This is a genomic window from Microbacterium sp. zg.B48, assembly GCF_024623505.1.
In the GTDB taxonomy this organism is placed as follows: Bacteria; Actinomycetota; Actinomycetes; order Actinomycetales; family Microbacteriaceae; genus Microbacterium.
In genome coordinates, this window is record NZ_JANJFE010000012.1 from 114,544 (window position 1) to 135,945 (window position 21,402).

Consider the following 21,402-nt stretch of genomic DNA (forward strand, 5'->3'; position numbering starts at 1 on the left):
AGGAAGCATCGCAACCTGCTGGAGTGACATGACCTATCCCAAGTCCGGACCCGACGTCCCGCCGAGCCCCCGGTTCCCCGCGATCGAGCGCGAGGTCATCGACTTCTGGAACGCGGATGACACCTTCCAGGCGTCCATCCGCAACCGCGAGGGCGCACCGGAGTGGGTCTTCTACGACGGGCCTCCCTTCGCCAACGGTCTGCCGCACTACGGGCACCTGCTCACCGGGTACGCCAAGGACCTCTTTCCGCGGTTCCAGACGATGCGCGGCCATCGCGTCGATCGCGTCTTCGGGTGGGACACGCACGGCCTGCCCGCCGAACTGGAGGCGATGAAGCAGCTCGGTATCACCGAGAAGGAGGAGATCGAGCGGATGGGCGTCGCGACCTTCAACGCGAAGGCCCGCGAGTCGGTGCTCGCCTACACCCAGGAGTGGCAGGAGTACGTCACGCGTCAGGCGCGCTGGGTCGATTTCGACCGCGGTTACAAGACCCTCGACACCGACTACATGGAGAGCGTGCTGTGGGCCTTCAAGACCCTCTACGACAAGGGGCTCGCGTACGAGGGCTACCGCGTGCTGCCGTACTGCTGGCGCGACCAGACGCCGCTGTCCAGCCACGAGCTGCGCATGGACGACGACGTCTACAAGATGCGCCAGGACCCCTCGGTGACGGTGACCTTCCCGCTCGTGGGTGTGAAGGCCGAAGCGCTCGGGCTCACCGCCGTCCGCGCTCTGGCCTGGACCACGACCCCCTGGACGCTTCCGACCAACCTCGCCCTGGCCGTAGGCCCCGGCATCCGCTATGTCGTCGTCCCCGGCGGTCCGCTGGGCGCCGCTGACGTGCATCACGACCCGTCACCCGGCGCAGCCGGGGCGGCGCACGATCCGGCCGAAGCCCAGTCGCACCGCTACCTCCTCGCGGAGGACCTGCTGGCGAACTATGCGAAGGACCTCGGCTATGAGAACGCGGCGGATGCCGTGGCGGCCGTCGAGGCGGTCCACCTCGGCGCCGATCTGGCGGACGTGCACTACGACCGTCTGTTCGACTACTACGCCGACGCCGAGGTGTACGGCACCCAGAACGCCTGGCGGATCCTGGCCGACGACTACGTCACCACCGGCGACGGCACCGGCATCGTGCACCAGGCTCCCGCGTACGGCGAGGACGACCAGAGGGTCGCCGATGCCGCCGGCATCCCGACGATCCTCAGCCTCGACGACGGCGGCAAGTTCCTGCCCGCGGTGACCGATGTCGTCGGCCAGCTCTGGATGGACGCGAACACGCCGCTGGTGCGCATCCTGCGCCAGAACGGCCGACTGCTCCGCCTGGCCAGCTACGAGCACTCGTACCCGCACTGCTGGCGCTGCCGCAATCCGCTCATCTACAAGGCCGTCTCGAGCTGGTTCGTGCGGGTCACCGACACCCGCGACCGCCTGGTCGAGCTCAACGAGCAGATCACCTGGGTTCCGGAGAACGTCAAACACGGACAGTTCGGCAAGTGGCTCCAGGGCGCGCGGGACTGGTCGATCAGCCGGAACCGGTACTGGGGTTCGCCGATCCCGATCTGGAAGAGCGACAACCCCGACTTCCCGCGCGTGGACGTGTACGGCTCGCTGGCCGATCTGGAGCGCGACTTCGGGCGGCTGCCGCGCGACCCCACCGGTCAGGTCGATCTGCACCGCCCGTACATCGACGAGCTGACCCGGCCGAACCCGGACGACCCGAGCGGCGCGAGCACGATGCGCCGCATCGAGGACGTGCTGGATGTGTGGTTCGACTCCGGCTCGATGCCCTTCGCACAGGTGCACTATCCGTTCGAGAACCACGAGTGGTTCGACCAGCACTCGCCGGCTGATTTCATCGTCGAGTACATCGGCCAGACCCGCGGCTGGTTCTACGTGATGCACGTCCTGTCCGGTGCGCTTTTCGACCGCCCCGCGTTCACCGGGGTCAGCTGCCACGGCATCGTGCTGGGCAGCGACGGCCAGAAGATGTCCAAGTCGCTGCGCAACTACCCGGACGTGTCCGAAGTGTTCGACCGCGACGGCTCGGATGCGATGCGGTGGTTCCTGATGGCCAGCTCGGTCCTGCGCGGGGGCAACCTCGTGGTCACCGAGGAGGGCATCCGCCAGGGCGTGCGGGAATTCCTTCTCCCGGTGTGGAACGCGTGGTACTTCTTCTCCACGTACGCCAACGCCGCCGGCGGCCCCGGCGGCGGCGGGTATGAGGCGACCTGGCGCACCGACTCCACGGATGTCCTGGACCGCTACATCCTCGCGCTGACCGGCGACCTGGTCCGCGACGTCGCCGCCGACCTGGACGGGCTGGACTCCACCACGGCCGCGGCGAAGCTGCGCGACTTCGCAGAAGCGCTCACCAACTGGTACATCCGCCGCTCGCGCGACCGGTTCTGGGTGGGCGTGAGCGACGATCCGCGAAGTCGCGAGGCCTTCGACACGCTGTACACCGTGATGGAGACGCTCACCCGGGTCGCGGCTCCGCTGATCCCGCTGGTGTCCGAGCGCGTGTGGCAGGGGCTCACCGGCGGACGCAGCGTCCACCTGCAGGACTGGCCGGATGCCGACGCGTTCCCGGCCGCGGATGACATCCGCACCGCGATGGATGCCGTCCGTGAGGTCTCCTCGGTCGCCAACGCACTGCGCAAGCGTGAGGGGCGGCGTGTGCGGCTCCCGCTGGCGCGGCTGACCGTCGTCGCGACCGCCGCCGAATCGCTCCGGCAGTTCGAGGACATCCTGCGGGAGGAGCTCAACGTCAAATCGGTCGAGCTGGTGGAACTGCAGCAGGACACCGCGTCGCGTTACGGCATCTCGCACCGCCTCTCGGTCAACGCTCGCGCCGCAGGTCCCCGGCTGGGCAAGCAGGTGCAGCAGGCGATCCACGCGGCCAAGGCGGGGGACTGGTCCGAGACGGACGGGTCCGTCACCGCGGGTTCGATCGTGCTGCAGCCCGGTGAGTACGAACTCGTCCTCGAAACGACCGGACGGCCGGAGGGAGAGGCCCTGGCAGTGCTCCCGCACGGCGGTTTCGTGCTCCTCGATACGAACACCACCCCCGAACTGGAAGCCGAGGGCCTGGCCCGCGACGTCGTGCGGGCGGTGCAGGACACGCGCAAGGCGGCCGGTTTCGATGTCAGCGATCGCATCCGGCTGGTGCTGACCTTCCACTCCGTCACCGACGGCGAGGCGGTGGCATCGGCGTTCGACATCGCCGACGTCGCCGGCGAAACCCTCGCGGTCGAGTACGCCGTCACCGACGCGGACGCGACCCTGCTGCTCGGCGACGGAGCGCTCTCGGCGGCCGGAGCCGACCACGCCACGGAGTTCGCGAAGGGCACCTTCGCCAACGCCGGAGACTTCACCGTTTCGGTGAGCAGAGCACTGACGAAGGTCGAGGACCCCCGATGAGCGATCGCAGCCGCGCGGACGCCGTGTACGACGCCCTGCTGACCCGCCAGGGCGAGCGCTGGGTGCAGCCACGGGTCGAGCGCACCCGTCGGGTGCTGGAACTGCTGGATGACCCGCAGCGCACGTACCGCGTGGTGCATGTCACCGGCACCAACGGAAAGACATCCACGAGCCGCATCATCGAGAGCCTGGTGCGCGCGCACGGACTGCGCACGGGGCTGTTCACCAGCCCGCATCTGGAGCGTTTCACCGAACGGATCATGATCGACGGAGAGCCCGTCTCAGATGGGGCGGTGGCCGACGCCTGGGACGAGATCCTCCCGTTCGTCGAGTTCGTCGACGCCGAGCTGGCGGCAGCGGACGACGCGCCGCTGACGTTCTTCGAACTGCTCACCGTGCTTGCGTTCGTGGCCTTCGCCGACGCGCCGATCGATGTCCTCGTGCTGGAGGTCGGGATGGGCGGATCGTGGGACTCGACCAACACGGCCGACGGCGATGTCGCGGTGTTCACGCCGATCGACATCGACCACGCGGACCGGCTGGGCTCCACCATCCGTGAGATCGCCACAGTGAAATCCGGAATCATCAAGGTCGGCGCAGCTGCGGTCTCCGCACGACAGGATGCCGCGGCCGAAGCTGTGCTGCGCGCGGCGGCCGCCGCGCAGGACGCCACGATCGCGTTCGAAGGAGAGCAGTTCGCGCTCACCGACGCCCGACTGGCGGTGGGTGGCCAGCTCATCTCGGTCCGCGGGCTCGCCGGCGTCTACTCGGAGGAATACCTCCCGCTGTTCGGAGGACACCAGGCGCAGAACGCTGCGCTCGCGATCGCGGCCGTGGAGTCGCTGATCGGAGGCGGAACCCAGCCGATAGCCGGCGACATCCTCGCCGAGGGTTTCGCGCAGGCCACCTCACCGGGCCGGCTGCAGCTGGTCGGGGTGAACCCGACGGTGATCGTCGACGCCGCACACAACCCGCACGGCGCGCGCGCTCTGGTAACGGCGCTGGGCGACTCGTTCGACTTCGACGAGTGGGGCGTGGTCCTGGGGGTTCTGGCCGACAAGGATGCCGCAGGCATCCTGGCGGAGATCGCCCGCATCGCAACCCACGTGTTCGCGACGGCGCCCGACTCCGAGCGTGCCGACGACGCGGACCGCATCGCCGATCTGGCCGAGGCGGCCGGACTGCCCGTCACCGTCCACGCGAACGTGACCGACGCGGCCGAGGCGGCGCGCTCGTGGGCGGCGGCATCCGACCGCCGGGCGGTCGTGATCGCCGGCTCCGTGGTCCTGGCCGGTGAGGCCGTCGGCCTCGCGGCCGAAGAGGACTGGAAGGCCGGGTGGGTCGAATGAGCGGGGGAGAGGTGCGCGCGCCGCGTCAGCGCCGCGCGCGCGGCGCAGAAGAATCGCTCGGATCGATCGTGCTGGCGTTCGAATCGATCGTCGTATTCCTGGGCGGGCTCGCGATCTACGGGCTGAACGCGCTGCCACCGCAGATCCCCGGCTGGTGGGGCATCGTGGCCGGGGCGGTCCTGGCGGTCGTGATGGTGCTCACAGGTCGCGCGCTGCGGCACCGATGGGGCATCGCCCTGGGCTGGGCCCTGCAGCTGGTGGTCGCCCTGGGCGCCATCCTGGTGCCGGCGCTTGCGCTGGTCGCGCTCATTTTCGGTGCGATGTGGGGATATGCGACGATCAAGGGGGCTTCCCTGGACGCGCGCAACGCGCGGCTCGCCGCCGAAGCCGACACCCTGAACGGAGAATGACCATGGCCACCGAAGAGACTCTCGTCCTCGTCAAGCCCGACGGCGTCGCGCGCGGCCTGACCGGCGCGATCCTTGCTCGAATCGAGGCGAAGGGGTACTCGCTCGTCGACATCCGACTGGTCGAGCCCGATCGCGACATGTTCGAGAAGCACTACGCCGAACACGCCGGCAAGCCGTTTTACGAGCCGCTGGTGGAGTTCATGATGTCGGGACCGTCGGTGGCCATCCGGCTGGCTGGCAATCGGGTGATCGAAGGATTCCGGTCCCTGGCCGGTACGACCGACCCCACGACGGCGGCTCCGGGGACCATTCGTGGTGACTTCGGACGCGACTGGGGACTGAAGGTGCAGCAGAACCTCGTGCACGGCTCGGACAGCCCGGAATCGGCAGCTCGAGAGCTCCACATCTGGTTCCCCTGATCAGAAGACGGCGCCGAGAACGTCCAGACGGATCTGGGCGATCACCGCGATGATCGCGTAGCTGATGACCGCGAGCAGCGGAAGCCACGCCATCAGCGTGTCGGCGGCGCTGCGGACCGGTCGGGGCGCAGGGACGAGTCCGGTGCGCAGCAGATGCAGGGTGACCGCGTAGAAGGTCGGGATCGTCACCACCCACGTCACCATGCACCATGGGCAGAGGGTGCCCAGCACGAACACGCTCTGAGCGATCAGCCAGATCACGAAGACGAAGGCGAACGCCAGGCCGAGTTCGAACAGCAGCCAGAACCAGCGCGCGAACCGTGCCCCGGCCAGGATCGCCGCGCCAACGACGATCGGCGCCACCCACCCGGTCAGACCCATGATCGGGTTGGGAAAGCCGAACACGCTGCCCTGCCAGGACTCGAGGTTCTTGCCGCACTGCACGAGGGGGCTGATGTCGCAGCCGAGGATCGCATCCGGGTCCATCAGCAGGTGCAGTCGCTCCATGGTGAGCGAGAAGGCCGCCCACCAGCCGATGACGCCGGCGATCAGAAGCCACACCGCCAGGGCGGTCGGCCGGGTGCGGGAACCGGGCTGCGTCATGTCTCGGATTATGGCATCGAGGCCTGTGCAGACGCCGCGCGCGTCCGGCCTCGAAACACCGATGGGGCGCGTCGGCACATTCAGTCCCTGAAAGTGCGATAATGGTTGCGATGCGTCGCGGCCGCGCCGCCATACGCGTCACCAGAAGACTTCGGGCGATGAGCGCCCTTCGCAGCACGAGCCACGGGCCGGCTGCAGACCGATGAGTTAGCGGCACCGCAGGTGCGGCACCGCACGAGATTTCGCCGGACGACGCGCGGTGTCGTCCGCAGGGAGTACGCCAGTGATGGCCGATGAAACCGATGCACACCTCGAATCCGCCGACGTCTCAGACGCACCGGTAGCGCCCAGCGCTCCCGACGCACCGGACACGCCCGCGCCGGAAGTCGAGTCCGATGTGACCCAGACCGCCGAGGCGACGGGTCCGACCTCCGCCGATCCGGCAGAACCCGGCACGGAGGTCGCAACACCTCCCGCCGAGCAGCCCGAACCGGCTGCACCGCCGGCCGAGGACTCCGGCCCGAAGTCCGCGGTGGATCTCGGTCTTCTTCCGGAGGTCTTCGTCTCGGCGGTGTCCACTCAGCTGGTGTTCTACGCGCCCGAGCCGCCGGCGCTGCCGGCGCTGCCGGCGTTGCCCGATGAGGAGCCCGCTGCCGAGCAGTCCTCATCAACCAGTGCCCGCCGCCGCAACCGCCGCCGGACGGGCGAGGGCCGGGACGAGGCATCCGCTCCGCCGGAGCCGCAGCAGCCCCGTCAGCGGGCGGTCGAGCTGATCACCGAGCCGCAGCGCATCAAGGGCTCCACCCGCCTCGAGGCCAAGAAGCAGCGCCGCCGGGACGGCCGTGAAGCGGGTCGTCGTCGCGCCGTGGTGACCGAGGCGGAGTTCCTCGCGCGCCGCGAATCCGTCGACCGCGAGATGATCGTGCGTTCCAAGAACGGGCGCATCCAGATCGCCGTGCTCGAGGACAACGTGCTCGTTGAGCACTACGTCGCCCGCAATCAGGACGCGTCGCTGATCGGCAACGTGTACCTGGGCCGGGTCCAGAACGTCCTGCCCAGCATGGAGGCGGCGTTCGTCGACATCGGCCGTGGACGCAACGCGGTGCTGTACTCCGGCGAGGTCGACTGGGACGGCGTGGAGACGGGCAACCAGCCCCGCCGCATCGAGCTCGCGCTCAAGAGCGGCGACCGTGTCCTGGTGCAGGTCACCAAGGACCCGATCGGCCACAAGGGCGCCCGGCTCACGAGTCAGATCTCCCTTCCTGGTCGTTACCTCGTGTACGTGCCCGGCGGCACGATGAACGGAATCTCGCGCAAGCTGCCGGACACCGAACGCGCTCGCCTGAAGAAGATCCTCAAAGAGGTGCTGCCCGAATCCTCGGGCGTCATCGTCCGCACCGCGGCCGAGGGGGCCACGGAGGATCAGCTCACCCGCGACGTGCAGCGTCTCACCACGCAGTGGGAGCACATCAGCCGCCAGGTCGAATCCATCCAGGCGCCGGCACTGCTGCACTCCGAACCCGACCTTCTGGTCAAGATCGTCCGCGACGTCTTCAACGAGGACTTCACCAAGATGCTCATCCAGGGCGAGGACGCGTACCAGACGATCACGGCGTATCTCGAGAGCGTGGCACCGGACCTGCTCGATCGCGTCGAGGTGTATGACAGCGACGTCGATCCGTTCGACCGGTTCCGTGTGACGGAGCAGATCGAGAAGGCGCTGGACCGCAAGGTCTGGCTGCCCTCGGGCGGGTCGCTGGTGATCGACCGCACCGAGGCGATGACTGTGGTGGATGTCAACACCGGCAAGTTCGTCGGCACCGGCGGAAACCTCGAGGAGACGGTCACCAAGAACAATCTCGAGGCCGCTGAGGAGATCGTCCGCCAGCTGCGGCTGCGCGACATCGGCGGCATCATCGTGGTGGACTTCATCGACATGGTGCTCGAATCCAATCGCGACCTCGTGCTGCGACGCCTGGTGGAGTGCCTGAGTCGTGACCGCACCAAGCACCAGGTCGCCGAGGTGACCTCGCTCGGCCTCGTCCAGATGACCCGCAAGAAGCTGGGTCTCGGCCTGCTCGAGACCTTCAGCGAGCCGTGCGAGGTGTGTGCCGGTCGCGGAGTGATCGTCCACCACGACCCCGTCGTGAAGCACCGCGCACCGGCCGGCAACGGGTCCCCTCCGGGTCGCCGTCCGCGTGCCGCCGCGCCCACCGCCAACGGTGCGACCGGTGGCACCCACGTCATCACCGAAGGCGTCAAGTCGGCACTGGCCCAGATCGCGGCATCCACGATCCACTCGCACCAGGACGAGGAGATCGTCCCGGTCGAGGCGCCGGTCGCAGAGGCGCCGGTCGAGCGGCCCAAGAAGCAGCGTAAGAAGCGACAGGATGCCGGGTCGAAGGCGCCGCGGACCGAGAAGGATCTGCTGCTGGACTCCGTGCTCAGCGCTCTTCCCGAGCCCAAGGCGCCCGGTCAGGGGCGGTCGCGCCGCCGTGTGACGACGGCTGCGCTGACGGGAACTCCTGTCTCGCATACGCCGACCGAGGAGTAGCCTCAGCGTTCGCGGCGTTCCCTCGCCGTGACGCGAAGACCGGATGCGATGAGCGCTTTGACCAGGACGCGCCCGTCGACATGGCGTGCGCCTGCAGCGACCAGGCGGGCGTGCGCCTCATCCGGCACGTCGTAATGATCGCGATCGAAGCCGCGCCCGGGGATGCCGTTCGCGGCCGCGAACTCGTGCAGTTCGTCGAGGCTGGAATCGCTCACCAGGTGCGCCCAGAATCGACCGTGCGCCGGCCAGCGCGCGTCGTCGATGAGGATCGCCATCACCCGATCCTATGCACCGACCAGGTCGTGGGGACGAGCCCCAGGGGAGGCGCTTTTGCTTGTGGCGTGCGCATCCGGTAAAGTATCCCCTTGGTGCGTTGACGACATTTCTGCTCCGCATCGAGTCTTTGCTCAGGCATCCGGAGCCGCGCGCTCCCCGAAGAAACAGGTATGAAGTGGTCTACGCAGTTGTGCGCGCCGGTGGCCGGCAGGAGAAGGTCGAGGTCGGCACGATCGTCGTCCTCGATCGTCAGTCCGCGAAGGTCGGCGACGAGATCAAGTTGCCCGCCGTGCTGTTCGTCGACGGGGACACCGTCACGACCGACGCTGACAAGCTTGCCAAGGTGACCGTCACGGCCGAGGTCGTCGGCGAGGAGCGCGGCCCCAAGATCGTGATCCAGAAGTTCAAGAACAAGACCGGGTACAAGAAGCGCCAGGGGCACCGACAGGACCTCACGCGCGTCAAGGTCACCGGCATCAAGTAAGCACGGAAGAGACTCAGGACATGGCACACAAAAAGGGCGCAAGCTCCACTCGCAACGGTCGTGACTCCAACGCACAGCGCCTCGGCGTGAAGCGCTTCGGCGGCCAGAAGGTTCTCGCCGGCGAGATCATCGTCCGCCAGCGCGGAACCCACTTCCACCCCGGCGTCAACGTCGGACGCGGTGGAGACGACACGCTGTTCGCCCTCGAGGCCGGCGCGGTCGAGTTCGGCGCCAAGGGCGGCCGCAAGGTCGTCAACATCGTGGTCCCGGCGGAGTAGTCCGCCGCACACGCAGTTTTCTCGTGAGGGGGCGGGCTTCGGCCCGCCCCCTCACGTGTTCATCAGTAGGCAACACTCATCAGGCACCAAGAGCCCGAAAAGGGGGAGCGCATGGTCACATTCGTTGACCGAGTGACGCTGCACCTGTCCGCCGGCAAGGGCGGAAACGGGTGCGTGTCGGTGAAGCGCGAGAAGTTCAAGCCGATGGCCGGCCCCGATGGCGGCAACGGCGGTCACGGCGGCGACATCGTGCTGGTCGCAGACCCTCAGGTCACGACCCTGCTGTCGTATCACCACTCGCCGCACCGATCGGCCGGCAACGGCGGATTCGGAATGGGCGATCATCGCTCCGGCGCTGTCGGGGAGACTCTGGAGCTGCCCGTGCCCGTGGGCACCGTGGTCAAGGACGTCTCCGGCGAGACCCTGGTCGACATGATCGAACCCGGTATGCGGTTCGTGGTGGCGCCCGGCGGCATCGGCGGCCTCGGCAACGCGTCCCTGGCCAACCACAAGCGCAAGGCCCCCGGATTCGCCCTGCTCGGTACGCCCGGATGGGAAGGCGACGTCCTTCTCGAGCTGAAGACGGTCGCCGACGTGGCGCTGGTCGGGTACCCGTCCGCGGGCAAGTCGAGCCTCATCGCCGCGATCTCGGCCGCACGGCCCAAGATCGCCGACTACCCCTTCACCACGCTGCACCCCAACCTGGGCGTCGTCCAAGCAGGGGACGTGCGCTACACCGTCGCCGATGTCCCCGGCCTCATCGAGGGTGCCAGTGAGGGCAAGGGCCTGGGCCTGGAGTTCCTCCGCCACGTGGAGCGCTGCACTGCGCTCGTGCACGTTCTGGATTGCGCCACGCTGGAGCCGGGGCGCGATCCGCTGACCGACCTCGACGTGATCCTGGCCGAGCTGGCGGCGTACCCCGTACCGGAGGGGCAACTGCCCCTGCTGGAACGACCGCAGATCGTCGCCCTGAACAAGGTGGACGTTCCCGAAGCCAAAGACCTCGCCGACCTGGTCCGTCCCGAGCTGGAGGCTCGCGGCTACCGCGTCTTCGAGATCTCCACGGTCAGCCACGAGGGCTTGCGTCAGCTCACCTACGCGCTGGGCGACATCGTCGCCGCGCATCGGGTGGAAGAGGCGGACAAGCCCGTGGTCGAACGGGTCGTCGTCCGCCCGCACGGTTCGGAGCGCGAGTTCACCATCCGGGTCGAGGGTGGCACGTACGGGGACATCTACCGCGTCCTGGGCGCCAAGCCGCTGCGCTGGGTGCAGCAGACGGACTTCCAGAACGAAGAAGCCGTCGGCTACCTGGCAGATCGTCTGGAGAAGCTGGGCGTGGAGGATCAGCTCTTCAAGTCGGGTGCGCAGCCCGGATCGACGGTCGTCATCGGCGAGGACGACGGTGTCGTCTTCGACTGGCAGCCCTCGCTGGGATCCATGGCGGAGCTGGCGACGGCGCCGCGCGGCACGGACCCGCGTCTCGACCTGAATCCGCGGCGCACGACATCCGAGCGGCGCGAGCGCTACTACGAGCGCATGGACGCGAAGTCGGAGGCGCGCGCTGAGCTGGAGACCGAGCGCATCGCCGCGAAAACCAACCCGGTCGGGCGGGACGACGAGGAGCAGGCGTGACGGCCGCCACACGGGCGGAGCTTCGCACCGCGCGCCGCATCGTCGTGAAGGTCGGCTCCTCGTCGATCAGCGGGGAGAACTCCGGAAAGATCCCTCCGATCGTCGACGCGCTGGCCGAGGCGCACGGGCGCGGAACGGAGGTCGTGCTGGTCTCCTCGGGAGCGATCGCGACCGGCATGCCGTACCTCCGCCTCGGGGAGCGTCCCAGCGACCTCGCCACCCAGCAGGCCGCGGCTGCCGTGGGTCAGAACGTCTTGATCTACCGCTATCAGGAGGCGCTGCGTCCGTTCCGGATCGTCGCCGGTCAGGTGCTCCTGACCGCCGGTGACCTGGAGAACCCGACGCCGCGCTCGAACGCGCGTCGTGCGATGGAGCGGCTGCTGGGTCTGCGGATCCTGCCGATCGTGAACGAGAACGACACGGTCGCGACGCATGAGATCCGCTTCGGCGACAACGACCGGCTTGCCGCCCTCGTCGCTCAGCTGATCGGCGCCGATGCGCTGGTGCTGCTGAGCGACATCGAATGCCTGTACACGCGCCCGCCTGACCAGCCCGGTGCGCTGCCGATCTCCTACGTCGCGCACGATGACGACCTGCACGGATACGAGTTCGGATCCGTGGTCGTCAACAGCGTCGGCACCGGGGGAGCGGCGACGAAGGTCTCCGCGGCGAGGCTGGCGGCGGCATCCGGAATCGGCGTGCTCGTCACGAGCGCCGATCTGGTGGATCGCGCCCTGCGCGGCGATGAGATCGGCACCTGGTTCGCGCCGCATCCTGAACCGGTCGTGGGTTCGCTGACCGGGCCCATCCGCCGGCCCGCCGCGCACGCCCTCGATACACTGGGCTGATGACCACCACCGCGACGACCGCGCGCGACCGGATGCTCCTGGCCAAGTCCGCGGCCCGATCCATCGGCCTGCTCGGCGACGCGGAGAAGCGCGATGCGCTCCTGGCCGTCGCCGGGGCCATCGATTCCGCGGCTGCGGACATCGTCGCCGCCAACGGTGAGGACCTGGAGCGCGGACGCGTGAGCGGACTCTCGACCGCGCTGCAGGATCGTCTGCGTCTGGACGAGCCGCGCGTTGCCGCTCTGGCCGCGGCGGTACGCGACATCGCCGCCCTGCCGGACCCGGTCGGGCGGGTGCTGGAGGAGCGGACGCTCGCCAACGGCGTCGCGCTGACCAAGGTGAGCGTGCCGTTCGGTGTGGTCGGCTCGATCTACGAGGCGCGCCCGAACGTCACGGTCGACATCGCTGCGCTGTCGCTGCGCTCCGGCAATGCCGTGGTGCTGCGGGGCGGCTCGGCAGCGGAGCAGACCAACGCGGCGCTGGTGCGCGCCATGCGCGACGCCCTCGCCGCCCGGGGAATCGATCCCGAGGCGATCCAGACCATCGACGAGTTCGGCCGCGACGGCGCCCGCGAGCTGATGCACGCGCGCGGCATCGTCGACGTGCTCGTGCCGCGGGGCAGCGCGCAGCTGATCGAGACCGTGGTGACCGAATCGACGGTGCCCGTCATCGAGACCGGTGCGGGTGTGGTCCACATCCTGCTGGACGAATCGGCCCCGCTGGAGTGGGCGCGCGAGATCGTCGTGAACGCGAAGGTGCAGCGTCCCAGCGTCTGCAACTCCGTCGAGACCGTCCTGGTGCACCGTGACGCCGCCCGCCGGCTGGTGCCCGCGGTGGTCTCCGCATTGACCGAGCGCGGTGTCACCGTGCACGGCGACTCCGAGGTGGTCGGGCTCTGCGCCGACGTCGTTCCCGCCACCGATGAGGACTGGGCCACCGAGTACCTCAGCCTGGATGTCTCCATGCGCGTCGTCGGCGATCTGGACGAGGCGCTCGCGCACATCCGTCGCTACTCCACCCACCACACCGAGTCGATCATCACGCAGGATGCCGGGAACATCGAGCGCTTCCTCGCCGAAGTCGACTCGGCCGTCGTGATGGCCAACACGTCCACGAGGTTCACCGACGGCGGTGAGTTCGGCTTCGGTGCCGAGGTGGGCATTTCGACGCAGAAGCTGCACGCGCGCGGTCCGATGGGTCTGAACGAATTGACCAGCACCAAGTGGCTGGCGCGGGGCTCCGGGCAAGTCCGCCCGTGACCACATAAACTGATAGCTGCGTCGTCGCTGCGACGCGAAACCCGAACGGAGCACGAATGACCATCGCCTCGCTTCTCGTCCTCGCCGCAGAAGAGGCCGAACATACCGGCAACGTGGCGCTGGAGACCGTCATCTTCGGCATCGTCTCGATCGTCGTGTTCGGTGCGCTGGCGCTGGTCACCCTGTCGTACCGCAACGTCGCCAACCGGCACGCGAACAAGGCCGACGCGTATGCCGCCTCCCACGCGCATGAGGTGCAGAGGGCGGGGCACGGCCACTAGGCCGACTGCATGTCGGTGACGCGCGCCCCGAGGATCGGGGTCATGGGCGGGACGTTCGACCCCATCCACAACGGTCACCTCGTGGCGGCCAGCGAAGTCGCCCAGTCCTTCGGCCTGGACGAAGTCGTGTTCGTGCCCACCGGTCAGCCGTGGCAGAAGCACGACGTGTCTCCCAGCGAGCACCGTTATCTGATGACCGTGATCGCCACGGCATCCAACCCGCAGTTCACCGTCAGCCGCGTGGACATCGACCGGGCCGGACCCACCTTCACGATCGACACTCTGCGCGACCTGAAGACGCAGCGGCCCGACGCGGACCTGTTCTTCATCACCGGAGCAGACGCCTTGGCGCAAATTCTCAGTTGGAGGGACCATGATGAGTTGTGGGACCTCGCCCACTTCGTCGCCGTCTCCCGACCCGGGCACGTATTGAGCACTGCGGGTCTGCCGACAGAAGACGTAAGCCAACTCGAGATCCCCGCCCTGGCCATCTCATCGACGGACTGCCGCGAGCGCGTTGAGCACGGTAATCCCGTCTGGTACCTCGTTCCCGACGGGGTCGTCCAATACATCGCGAAGCATCACCTCTACCGGAGCAAGGAATGAGCACACCCGAGCAACCGGCGACACCAGCCCTCACCCGCAAGCAGCTGCGTGACCTGCGCAATACGGGAGCGACCCCCGTCGCCTCTGATGCGAGCGCTGACCCCGAATCGGCATCCGACCTCGCAGGCGAGGCGACCGAGCCGGACGATACCGCTGCGCCCGTCTCGGCCCCGCTTCCGCGCGCGGCTGTCCCGGCGCCCGTTCGCGACCAACCCGCACCCGACGCCAGCGTCGATCTCGATGCCACCCCGCTGACACGCCGACAGGCGCGTCAGCAGGAGCGCATCCGCACCGCGTCGGTGCCGGTCATCACGCCCGAGATCGCCGCCGCGCATGCGGCATCGGTGGCCGACGCTGCGGCATCCCCCGTCGAGACCGCCGAGGCGGAGCGCGACGGTGCAGACGAGGTCGCGGACCAGAACGACAGCGAGTCCGCCGACGCGGTGCTGGACTTGGTGGCAGTCGAAGGCGATGCGGACGAGGACGGCGCCGACAAGGCTGTGGTCAGTCCTCAGCTGGGTGCCGGGCTCCTGGCCGGTGCGGCGGTGCAGCCGGATCTGCCTCCCTCGTTCGACCAGCTCATCTCTCGTTCGGTGACCGGTTCCATCGGCACCGGCAACGCGCTGATCCTTTCGCAGACCCCTTCTGCCCCCAACCTCGTCGCACCGGTGACCGCGACCGGCGAGGTGCTGATCACGGGATCATTCAACCTGCCCGAGGGTCTCGGTTCGACCGGCCACGCCGACGGGACGGCGGACGGCAAGGACGTCGACGCGGTCCTGGTCGACGGCGAACTGCCCGCACACTCATCGCCGACGCCGATCGCCGCCAGTGCGGCGATCAGCACCGTCAAGAACGACGGCGACATCATCAAGCCCCCGACGCCGGAGAAGGGCGGGCGCCTCATGCTGACGCTCGCAATCACGGCTGGCGTGCTCGCGCTCGCGCTCGTCGGTGTGCTCATCCTTGCGTTTGTGACTGGAGTTTTCTGATGACCGCCACCCCGCAAGCCCGCGACATGCTCCGCGTCGCTGCGCACGCTGCCGATGCCAAGGGCGGTGAGGATCTCGTCGCTCTCGACGTGTCCGGTCCGCTGCCTCTGGTCGACATCTTCCTGCTCGTCACGGGCCGCAGCGAGCGCAACGTGGCAGCGATCGCCGACGAGATCGAGGACAAGCTCCTCGAGGCCGGACACAAGCGGCTCCGTCGCGAAGGCCGCCAGGAATCGCGGTGGATCCTGCTGGACTTCGGGGATCTGGTCGTGCATGTCTTCCACGAGGAGGAGCGCCTGTATTACGGGCTCGAGCGTCTGTGGAAGGACTGCCCGGTCGTGCCGATCGAACTGGCCGCCCGGTCAGCGGTCGAGTAGCCCCTCACTGCAGGCAGAACTCGTTCCCCTCGGGGTCCTGCAGCTGGTAGTACAGCTCCGGCCACGGTCCCCAGCTCTGCTCGACGAGCCGTACGACGGTCGCGCCCAGCGACCAGGCGGTCGCGCCCAGCGACCAGGCGGTCGCGCCCAGCGACCAGGCGGTCCTTCTCGGCGTCGAGCTGGGCACGCGTGGCCGACTCCAGCATCGGTTAGTGGAAGACCCCGGCCCAGAAGTGCGCGAGCGTTCGCGGGTCCGTCCCGTGGAAGGTGATGTTGCCGAGCGTGGCCATTCCGCCCCTTTCGTGCACCACCGTAGACGGATGCACGGACATCGGCCGGTTCGGACCATGCGTATCGGTGTAGTAATCTTTTGGGGTTGCCTCCGATCGGGAGGCGGTTTCCGGGCCTGTGGCGCAGCTGGTAGCGCACCTGCATGGCATGCAGGGGGTCAGGGGTTCGAGTCCCCTCAGGTCCACCGTGTGATGTCTCGCGACATATGTCTCATATGTCGCGAGACATCTGTCATTTGTGGGGCCAGCGGCCGGGTGGGGTGAGTTGGCCCGCGCGTCGGATGCTGACGCGGTCGTCGGTTTCGACGCGGTCGTAGCGCAGCCGGTATCGGTCGGGCAATCGTCCCTCGGCAGGGAGAGCTTGGGCGGTCGCGCGGTGGACGGCGTCGGGGGGAGCGGTCGGACGTCGGCCGCTCACCAGGAAGGACCGGAGGGCCCGTCCCGATGTGACAGCACCGGGCAATTCGGCCCTCGTCGTCACACATGCGGCTGCCGCGCGGTCTGAGCTTTCGAATGAGGAAAGGAACCGAGATGAGAATCACCGTCATCGGAGGCACCGGTCTGATCGGAAGCCGATTGGTCGACGTGCTCGAACGCGGCGGGCACCAGGTCATCGCGGCGTCCCGAGCGACCGGCGTGAACTCCTTCACCGGCGAAGGCCTCGCAGACGCGCTCGAGGGGACGCAGACCGTGATCGACGTCTCGAACTCTTCGTACACCGACGAGGCGGCCGCACTTGAGTTCTTCGAGACATCCACCCTCAACCTGCTCACCTATGGTGCCGCCGCGGGCGTCGCACACCACGTCGCGCTCTCCGTGGTCGGAACCGATCGACTCGCCCGGTCGCACGGCGGATACTTCATCGCCAAGGCCGTGCAGGAGCGCCTGGTCATCGATTCGAGGCGCGCGTACTCCCTCGTGCACGCCACCCAGTTCTTCGAGTTCATCCGGGACATCACAGAAACAGCGCTGCGTTGCGGCGGCGGGTCTCTCGCCGATGTGCTCGTCCAGCCGATGGCCGCGGACGATGTCGCCTCGGCTGTGGGCGACATCGCCGTCGGCGAGCCCGTGGGGGGCATCGTGGAGTTCGCCGGGCCGGAGGTGTTCAGCCTCGCCGATGTGGCCAGGCGTGACCTGCGGTTCCGGCACGATGAGCGTGAACTGCTCGCAGATCCGCTCGGAACCTACTTCGGTGCGCGGGTAGGCCGGTGGGACCTGCTCCCCGACAGGGGCGCGACAATAAGTGCCACGTCACTGCACCAGTGGCAGACCGGTGTCCCGGTGCCACACTGAATCGATTCGATGCTCCGGATCCACGCGGAAAGGGCGGATTGATCGTGCCAGACGACGCGAGCACACAGGACTTGGCAGTGGCGACGGAAGCGTTCCAGCGCTGCAGAGGCCGACTCTTCGGCATCGCCTATCGCATGCTCGGCAGCGTCGCCGATGCCGAAGACATCCTTCAGGACGTGTGGATCCGCTGGCAATCGACCCGCCGTGACGAGGTGCTCGAGCCGGCGGCGTTCCTGTCCACGATCACCACCCGGCTGGCGATCAATTCACTCCAGTCCGCGCATACGCGACGGGAGACCTACATCGGCCCGTGGTTGCCGGAGCCGGTCAACACGGCCGACGATCCGTCGTTGGGCGCCGAGCGGGGCGAAGCGCTGCAGTACGCGATGCTGATCCTGCTCGAGAAGCTGACTCCCACGGAGCGTGCCGCCTATGTGCTCCGTGAAGCATTCGACTATCCCTACGACCGGATCGCCGAGATCGTGCAGACCGCACCCGCCACCGCACGGCAGCTCGTGAGCCGGGCGCGCAAGCACCTGGCCTCGGAGCGGCGAACAGCGGTGGCCACGGGTGAACAGCGCCGCCTGCTGGAAGCGTTCCTCTCCGCCGCGCAGCGGGGGAACGCCGTGGCGCTGGAAGAGCTCTTCGTCGCGGATGTGGTCAGCTACACCGACGGCAACGGGGTCAAACTGGCCGCGCGCATTCCCGTCGTCGGGCAGTCGCGGGTGGCCAAGTTCGTCGCCGCGTTCTCCAGTCATTTCTGGACCGGGAAGACCATCGATTGGGTGGAGGTGAATGGTCAGCCCGCCGTGACCCTGTCCGAGGACGGCGTCGTCACCACGGCGCTGACGCTGACCGTATCCGACCGAGGGATCCATCAGCTGCTCTGGATCATGAGCCCCGACAAGCTTCAGCACGTCACGACGGTGGGCGCATGACATGGTGGCGCAGCCCGTCACGGCACCCGGATCCGAAGACGAAGGCCGTCCAGCAGCAGTGGCACGCGGTTGCCGTGAGCGCACTCGAGGCAACGTGCGAACGGCGTGATCCCGAGCAGATCGCGCGGCTGTTCGCCCGCGATGTGGAGCTCGCCGTCGACAGCGGGGGGCTCGTCCCGACACCCGCGGATCGGGTCGAGGGCGACCGGGCCGCAGCCGATCTGCTCCTGGGGATCCTCGCGCAGTACTCACCGCTCACCCTCGACGTGGGTGCCGTGAACGGTGCGCCCGGGATCCTCCTGCGCGAGGGCGGCATCCTGGTCGCGGTGATCAGCGTCGCAACGACGCGCGAGGCGATCTCGCGCATCTGGGTCGTCGTGAACCCGGATAAGCTCGTGCGCTTCGACGTCGCCTGACGCTGGTCCGTGCTGGCGCCGGGCCAGTGCGGAACGGCGGAGAATAGAAGAGTGATCCCTGCGCTCCACGACATCGCCGCCCGCGAGTACGTTCTGCTGACGACGTTCCGTCGAACCGGCGTCCCGGTGGCAACTCCGGTCTGGATCGTCCGCGACGGGGAGGATGCCCTGATCACCACCGCCGCCACGTCGGGCAAGGTCAAGCGCCTGGCTCATACCGCCCGCGTGGTGCTGACCCCCTGCGACATGCGAGGACGACTCCTGGACGGCGCTGAAGCAGTGGAAGCCACGGCGGTCGTGCGCCACGACGAAGACACTCGCGCGCGGATCGACCGCGCGCTGATGCGCAAGTACGGCGTGAAGTACACGGCGATCCGGGCCGGGCAGAAGCTGATGCGTTCCAAGAGCGTCTCGGTGACGCTCGTGCTCAACTGATGCGCTGCTGCCTTCCGCGTCGGTAGCCGCGTGATTCGGGCTCTGTCACGCCGGCGACACTGTCCCTGCTCCGGGTTCAGATCCGTTCAGCACTGAGACTGATGGTCTCTCCGGCCATCCCGAACACGGCGACGAGCGATCCGGCGGGCAGCACTCCCCAGCCGGTCGCCACATCGATCGGATCACCGTCCGCGGTGTACGCGCGCCAGCTGCCGTCGCCGGTCGAACTCAGCCGCGTCTCGGCGGGGACAGAACGCCATTGCGCGGCGGAATCGACGCCGATCGATATCCGCACCACGCCTTCCTCCAGGGGTGGGATGCTCTCGACGGGGCGATACGTCGCCGAGCCGAACTGCACCCACTCCTCGCCCTCGCGCAAGAGCATGCGCAGGTCGTTCATGTCGCGCCCGTTCACCCCGGGCAGCTGCACGAACATCGACGCGAGATCATCGCTGTCTCGCGGATCGACGGGTGTCGATCCCTGGGCATGGGTGACCCACAGATAGCCGGTGCCATCCGGATCCGCCATGGTCAGGGTCGGGTTGCCGTTCCAGAGCAGCGAGTCGGAGCGCTCGTTGACGATGACCCAGCTCCGCTCCGCCCGTTCCTTCCAGGTGGCGCGGAGCGCGTCGTGCGGTGACACCTTCTCGCCGAGGATGGTGGTCTCCAGAAAGGTCCCCTGCGGTTCGGCAAGCTGAAGCACCAGGTAGGTCCGTCCCCAGGCGGAACGGGTCTGCAACGATCGTGACGGCTCGGTCGTGCTCCAGAAGAGGCCGTCGCTGCGCAGCGTGTAAAAATCCGGCGGCACCCATTTTCCGCCGGCGTACGCATCCACGGCGAGCGAGTCCTCCGGCGTGGCTGCCACGCGGACCAGCATCGACCCGGCGTAGGAACCGACCATCGCGGCCAGCTGACCGGTCGTAGGCCGTGCCTCCGGCGGGTCGTGCTCGACGGATGCACCCGGCGGCAGCACAGCGCCATGGATTTCGCTGATCGCGCTGCGCAGGACGGTCTGCGCCAGAGTGCTCAGCATCCCCGAACCGACCTGCCGGCCCGCGGCCGTGATGATCACCGCGACGTCGGAATCCGGAGCAAGCAGGAACGCCGCGTGGTAATCCACCGTGTCGCCGCCTTTGCCCCAGCCGCGTGCACCGACTGCCTCCAGCCCGGGATCGGCCACGGTGTCCCAGCCCAGACCGTACCGGAAGGCCGTCGAGGCGATAGGGTCCAGCGTGCCGGACATGTGGTCCAGACCCATCTGCTGGATCGAAGCGGGGGAGATCACCTGCCGGCCACGCCACGTGCCGTCGCCGAGCAGCACCGCCGCCAGCCGTGCCAGCTCGTGCGGTGTCGAGAACAGGGCGCCGGACGCGTAGAGGTTGAGGTATTCCGGAGGCTGGGCCTCGCCGTCGACGATCACCGGTGCGAACCCGCCGGGCTCCAGCGGATCCGTGGGGTACATCGACGCGGTCATGCCGAGCGGCTCGAACACTCGGGCCTGGACGTATTCGGTGAACGGGATGCCGCTGACCCGTTCGACGAGGAGACCGGCCATGGTGAAGCAGTCGTTGCAGTACACCGCGACCGATCCCGGCATGCTCTTGAGCCGGGAACGAGCGAGCTGCGCGAGCATCTGCTCGGCGTAGTCGGCGAACGGGGCGGACGTGAAGCCGTTGGCGTAATCGGTGCCGGGGAACCCGGCGGAGTGGTTCAGCAGCATACGCACGGTGACCCGTGTGTAGCCCGGGTCCTCCATCCGGAAATCGGTGATGTAGTCCGCGACCGCCGCGTCGAGGTCCACCTTCCCGGCGTCGACCAGCTGCATGACCGCCACCGTCGTGACGATCTTGCTGACCGACCCGATGCCGTACAGCGTCTCGGCGGTCGGCGCTGTGCCGCGCGTGTCGACCGCGCCGAAGGTGGCAGACCAGGCGAGCTCGTCGCCGGCGACCAGCGCCAGGGAAAGGGATGTCCCATCGTGCGCGGCGAGCAGGGCTTCCGCGTCCTGGCTCGCGATGGAGGCGGTCCGCGAGAAGTCCGAGGTCTTCGGGGTCGCTGCGATCGTCACCGCGACCACCGTGATGATGGCGGCGCAGGCGGCGAATGCCGCGTACACGGGCGAGGTCGCCCTCATCTTGCACTCCTTCGTGCCGAGGGGGCGCCATCGAGCGTGCACGCCATGTGGCGACGGAGGTGGCGACCCCAGCACCCGCGTGGGCGTCAGTCTCCCGCATC

At 68.3% G+C, this 21,402-nt stretch carries 22 protein-coding genes and 1 tRNA gene; 19 read left to right on the forward strand and 4 right to left on the reverse strand.

Annotation, left to right across the window (positions count from 1 at the left end):
• Nucleotides 1-28: 28 nt before the first annotated feature.
• Genes ileS through ndk form a run of 4 tightly spaced genes read left to right on the forward strand, consistent with a single transcriptional unit; the run spans nt 29 to nt 5,605 of the window.
• A complete protein-coding gene (ileS, locus tag NQ152_RS09625; RefSeq protein WP_257523807.1) occupies nt 29-3,427 on the forward strand; it encodes an isoleucine--tRNA ligase in 3,399 nt (1,132 codons plus the stop codon).
• Nucleotides 3,424-4,776 (forward strand): folylpolyglutamate synthase/dihydrofolate synthase family protein, encoded by a 1,353-nt coding sequence (locus NQ152_RS09630; protein ID WP_257523808.1) that lies wholly within the window; start codon nt 3,424-3,426, stop codon nt 4,774-4,776. The genes ileS and NQ152_RS09630 overlap by 4 nt, the downstream gene beginning before the upstream one ends.
• Nucleotides 4,773-5,186 carry a DUF4233 domain-containing protein gene (locus NQ152_RS09635; RefSeq protein WP_257523809.1) on the forward strand — a complete coding sequence of 138 codons (414 nt, stop codon included), beginning with the start codon at nt 4,773-4,775 and terminating at the stop codon, nt 5,184-5,186. Before NQ152_RS09630 ends, NQ152_RS09635 begins: the two co-directional genes overlap by 4 nt.
• Before the next feature lie 2 nt (nt 5,187-5,188).
• Nucleotides 5,189-5,605: a nucleoside-diphosphate kinase gene (gene ndk, locus NQ152_RS09640; protein ID WP_257523810.1), complete on the forward strand. Its 417-nt coding sequence runs from the start codon at nt 5,189-5,191 to the stop codon at nt 5,603-5,605.
• On the opposite strand, the gene NQ152_RS09645 is transcribed toward ndk, so the two are convergent.
• Complete coding sequence (locus NQ152_RS09645; RefSeq protein ID WP_257523811.1) at nt 5,606-6,208, reverse strand: vitamin K epoxide reductase family protein; 603 nt, start codon at nt 6,206-6,208, stop codon at nt 5,606-5,608.
• A gap of 286 nt (nt 6,209-6,494) precedes the next feature.
• Here NQ152_RS09645 and NQ152_RS09650 point away from each other — a divergent pair, with 286 nt between their 5' ends.
• Nucleotides 6,495-8,762, forward strand: coding sequence for a ribonuclease E/G (locus NQ152_RS09650; RefSeq protein ID WP_257523812.1), 2,268 nt, complete (start codon nt 6,495-6,497; stop codon nt 8,760-8,762).
• A 2-nt stretch (nt 8,763-8,764) separates the two neighbouring features.
• Here the strand turns inward: NQ152_RS09650 and NQ152_RS09655 are convergent, their stop codons facing one another.
• On the reverse strand, nt 8,765-9,037 hold the full coding sequence (locus tag NQ152_RS09655; RefSeq protein ID WP_257502151.1) for a DUF4031 domain-containing protein: 273 nt from the start codon (nt 9,035-9,037) through the stop codon (nt 8,765-8,767).
• Between the two features lie 176 nt (nt 9,038-9,213).
• Here NQ152_RS09655 and rplU point away from each other — a divergent pair, with 176 nt between their 5' ends.
• From rplU to rsfS, 9 genes are all read left to right on the forward strand, one after another.
• Entirely contained in the window at nt 9,214-9,522 is a 309-nt protein-coding gene (gene rplU, locus NQ152_RS09660) for a 50S ribosomal protein L21 (RefSeq protein WP_257502153.1), read from the forward strand.
• A gap of 20 nt (nt 9,523-9,542) precedes the next feature.
• Complete coding sequence (rpmA, locus tag NQ152_RS09665; RefSeq protein ID WP_179432775.1) at nt 9,543-9,800, forward strand: 50S ribosomal protein L27; 258 nt, start codon at nt 9,543-9,545, stop codon at nt 9,798-9,800.
• A gap of 111 nt (nt 9,801-9,911) precedes the next feature.
• The gene (gene obgE / locus NQ152_RS09670; protein WP_257523813.1) at nt 9,912-11,432 is read left to right on the forward strand and encodes a GTPase ObgE; all 1,521 of its coding nucleotides are present in this window, start codon (nt 9,912-9,914) and stop codon (nt 11,430-11,432) included.
• On the forward strand, nt 11,429-12,280 hold the full coding sequence (gene proB, locus NQ152_RS09675; protein WP_257502155.1) for a glutamate 5-kinase: 852 nt from the start codon (nt 11,429-11,431) through the stop codon (nt 12,278-12,280). Before obgE ends, proB begins: the two co-directional genes overlap by 4 nt.
• A complete protein-coding gene (locus NQ152_RS09680) occupies nt 12,280-13,539 on the forward strand; it encodes a glutamate-5-semialdehyde dehydrogenase (RefSeq protein ID WP_257523814.1) in 1,260 nt (419 codons plus the stop codon). The genes proB and NQ152_RS09680 overlap by 1 nt, the downstream gene beginning before the upstream one ends.
• A 56-nt stretch (nt 13,540-13,595) precedes the next feature.
• On the forward strand, nt 13,596-13,820 hold the full coding sequence (locus NQ152_RS09685; RefSeq protein WP_257502157.1) for a hypothetical protein: 225 nt from the start codon (nt 13,596-13,598) through the stop codon (nt 13,818-13,820).
• Nucleotides 13,821-13,829: 9 nt separating this feature from the next.
• Entirely contained in the window at nt 13,830-14,426 is a 597-nt protein-coding gene (gene nadD / locus NQ152_RS09690) for a nicotinate-nucleotide adenylyltransferase (protein WP_257502158.1), read from the forward strand.
• Complete coding sequence (locus NQ152_RS09695; RefSeq protein WP_257523815.1) at nt 14,423-15,418, forward strand: hypothetical protein; 996 nt, start codon at nt 14,423-14,425, stop codon at nt 15,416-15,418. The genes nadD and NQ152_RS09695 overlap by 4 nt, the downstream gene beginning before the upstream one ends.
• Entirely contained in the window at nt 15,418-15,795 is a 378-nt protein-coding gene (gene rsfS, locus NQ152_RS09700; RefSeq protein ID WP_257502160.1) for a ribosome silencing factor, read from the forward strand. Before NQ152_RS09695 ends, rsfS begins: the two co-directional genes overlap by 1 nt.
• A 4-nt stretch (nt 15,796-15,799) precedes the next feature.
• Here the strand turns inward: rsfS and NQ152_RS09705 are convergent, their stop codons facing one another.
• Entirely contained in the window at nt 15,800-15,982 is a 183-nt protein-coding gene (locus NQ152_RS09705; RefSeq protein ID WP_257523816.1) for a VOC family protein, read from the reverse strand.
• 215 nt (nt 15,983-16,197) lie between these two features.
• Between NQ152_RS09705 and NQ152_RS09710 the strand changes: the two genes are divergently transcribed.
• From NQ152_RS09710 to NQ152_RS09730, 5 genes are all read left to right on the forward strand, one after another.
• Nucleotides 16,198-16,270 (forward strand) — tRNA-Ala (locus NQ152_RS09710).
• Nucleotides 16,271-16,616: 346 nt separating this feature from the next.
• Nucleotides 16,617-17,378 carry an SDR family oxidoreductase gene (locus tag NQ152_RS09715; RefSeq protein WP_257523817.1) on the forward strand — a complete coding sequence of 254 codons (762 nt, stop codon included), beginning with the start codon at nt 16,617-16,619 and terminating at the stop codon, nt 17,376-17,378.
• Between the two features lie 77 nt (nt 17,379-17,455).
• Nucleotides 17,456-18,316 carry an RNA polymerase sigma-70 factor gene (locus NQ152_RS09720; RefSeq protein WP_257502165.1) on the forward strand — a complete coding sequence of 287 codons (861 nt, stop codon included), beginning with the start codon at nt 17,456-17,458 and terminating at the stop codon, nt 18,314-18,316.
• The gene (locus NQ152_RS09725) at nt 18,313-18,732 is read left to right on the forward strand and encodes a hypothetical protein (protein WP_257523818.1); all 420 of its coding nucleotides are present in this window, start codon (nt 18,313-18,315) and stop codon (nt 18,730-18,732) included. Before NQ152_RS09720 ends, NQ152_RS09725 begins: the two co-directional genes overlap by 4 nt.
• A 51-nt stretch (nt 18,733-18,783) precedes the next feature.
• The gene (locus NQ152_RS09730) at nt 18,784-19,167 is read left to right on the forward strand and encodes a PPOX class F420-dependent oxidoreductase (protein WP_257523819.1); all 384 of its coding nucleotides are present in this window, start codon (nt 18,784-18,786) and stop codon (nt 19,165-19,167) included.
• A 76-nt stretch (nt 19,168-19,243) separates the two neighbouring features.
• Here NQ152_RS09730 and NQ152_RS09735 read toward each other — a convergent pair whose 3' ends face one another.
• Nucleotides 19,244-21,301 (reverse strand): serine hydrolase, encoded by a 2,058-nt coding sequence (locus tag NQ152_RS09735; RefSeq protein ID WP_257523820.1) that lies wholly within the window; start codon nt 21,299-21,301, stop codon nt 19,244-19,246.
• Nucleotides 21,302-21,402: the final 101 nt, after the last annotated feature.

What these genes read in the sequence shown, in the direction of transcription:
- ileS (WP_257523807.1), top strand. Translation starts at nt 29, where the DNA reads ATGACCTATCCCAAGTCCGGACCCGACGTCCCGCCGAGCCCCCGGTTC.
- NQ152_RS09630 (WP_257523808.1), top strand. Translation starts at nt 3,424, where the DNA reads ATGAGCGATCGCAGCCGCGCGGACGCCGTGTACGACGCCCTGCTGACC.
- NQ152_RS09635 (WP_257523809.1), top strand. Translation starts at nt 4,773, where the DNA reads ATGAGCGGGGGAGAGGTGCGCGCGCCGCGTCAGCGCCGCGCGCGCGGC.
- ndk (WP_257523810.1), top strand. Translation starts at nt 5,189, where the DNA reads ATGGCCACCGAAGAGACTCTCGTCCTCGTCAAGCCCGACGGCGTCGCG.
- NQ152_RS09645 (WP_257523811.1), bottom strand. Translation starts at nt 6,208, where the DNA reads ATGACGCAGCCCGGTTCCCGCACCCGGCCGACCGCCCTGGCGGTGTGG.
- NQ152_RS09650 (WP_257523812.1), top strand. Translation starts at nt 6,495, where the DNA reads ATGGCCGATGAAACCGATGCACACCTCGAATCCGCCGACGTCTCAGAC.
- NQ152_RS09655 (WP_257502151.1), bottom strand. Translation starts at nt 9,037, where the DNA reads ATGGCGATCCTCATCGACGACGCGCGCTGGCCGGCGCACGGTCGATTC.
- rpmA (WP_179432775.1), top strand. Translation starts at nt 9,543, where the DNA reads ATGGCACACAAAAAGGGCGCAAGCTCCACTCGCAACGGTCGTGACTCC.
- obgE (WP_257523813.1), top strand. Translation starts at nt 9,912, where the DNA reads ATGGTCACATTCGTTGACCGAGTGACGCTGCACCTGTCCGCCGGCAAG.
- NQ152_RS09680 (WP_257523814.1), top strand. Translation starts at nt 12,280, where the DNA reads ATGACCACCACCGCGACGACCGCGCGCGACCGGATGCTCCTGGCCAAG.
- NQ152_RS09685 (WP_257502157.1), top strand. Translation starts at nt 13,596, where the DNA reads ATGACCATCGCCTCGCTTCTCGTCCTCGCCGCAGAAGAGGCCGAACAT.
- nadD (WP_257502158.1), top strand. Translation starts at nt 13,830, where the DNA reads ATGTCGGTGACGCGCGCCCCGAGGATCGGGGTCATGGGCGGGACGTTC.
- NQ152_RS09695 (WP_257523815.1), top strand. Translation starts at nt 14,423, where the DNA reads ATGAGCACACCCGAGCAACCGGCGACACCAGCCCTCACCCGCAAGCAG.
- rsfS (WP_257502160.1), top strand. Translation starts at nt 15,418, where the DNA reads ATGACCGCCACCCCGCAAGCCCGCGACATGCTCCGCGTCGCTGCGCAC.
- NQ152_RS09715 (WP_257523817.1), top strand. Translation starts at nt 16,617, where the DNA reads ATGAGAATCACCGTCATCGGAGGCACCGGTCTGATCGGAAGCCGATTG.
- NQ152_RS09725 (WP_257523818.1), top strand. Translation starts at nt 18,313, where the DNA reads ATGACATGGTGGCGCAGCCCGTCACGGCACCCGGATCCGAAGACGAAG.
- NQ152_RS09735 (WP_257523820.1), bottom strand. Translation starts at nt 21,301, where the DNA reads ATGAGGGCGACCTCGCCCGTGTACGCGGCATTCGCCGCCTGCGCCGCC.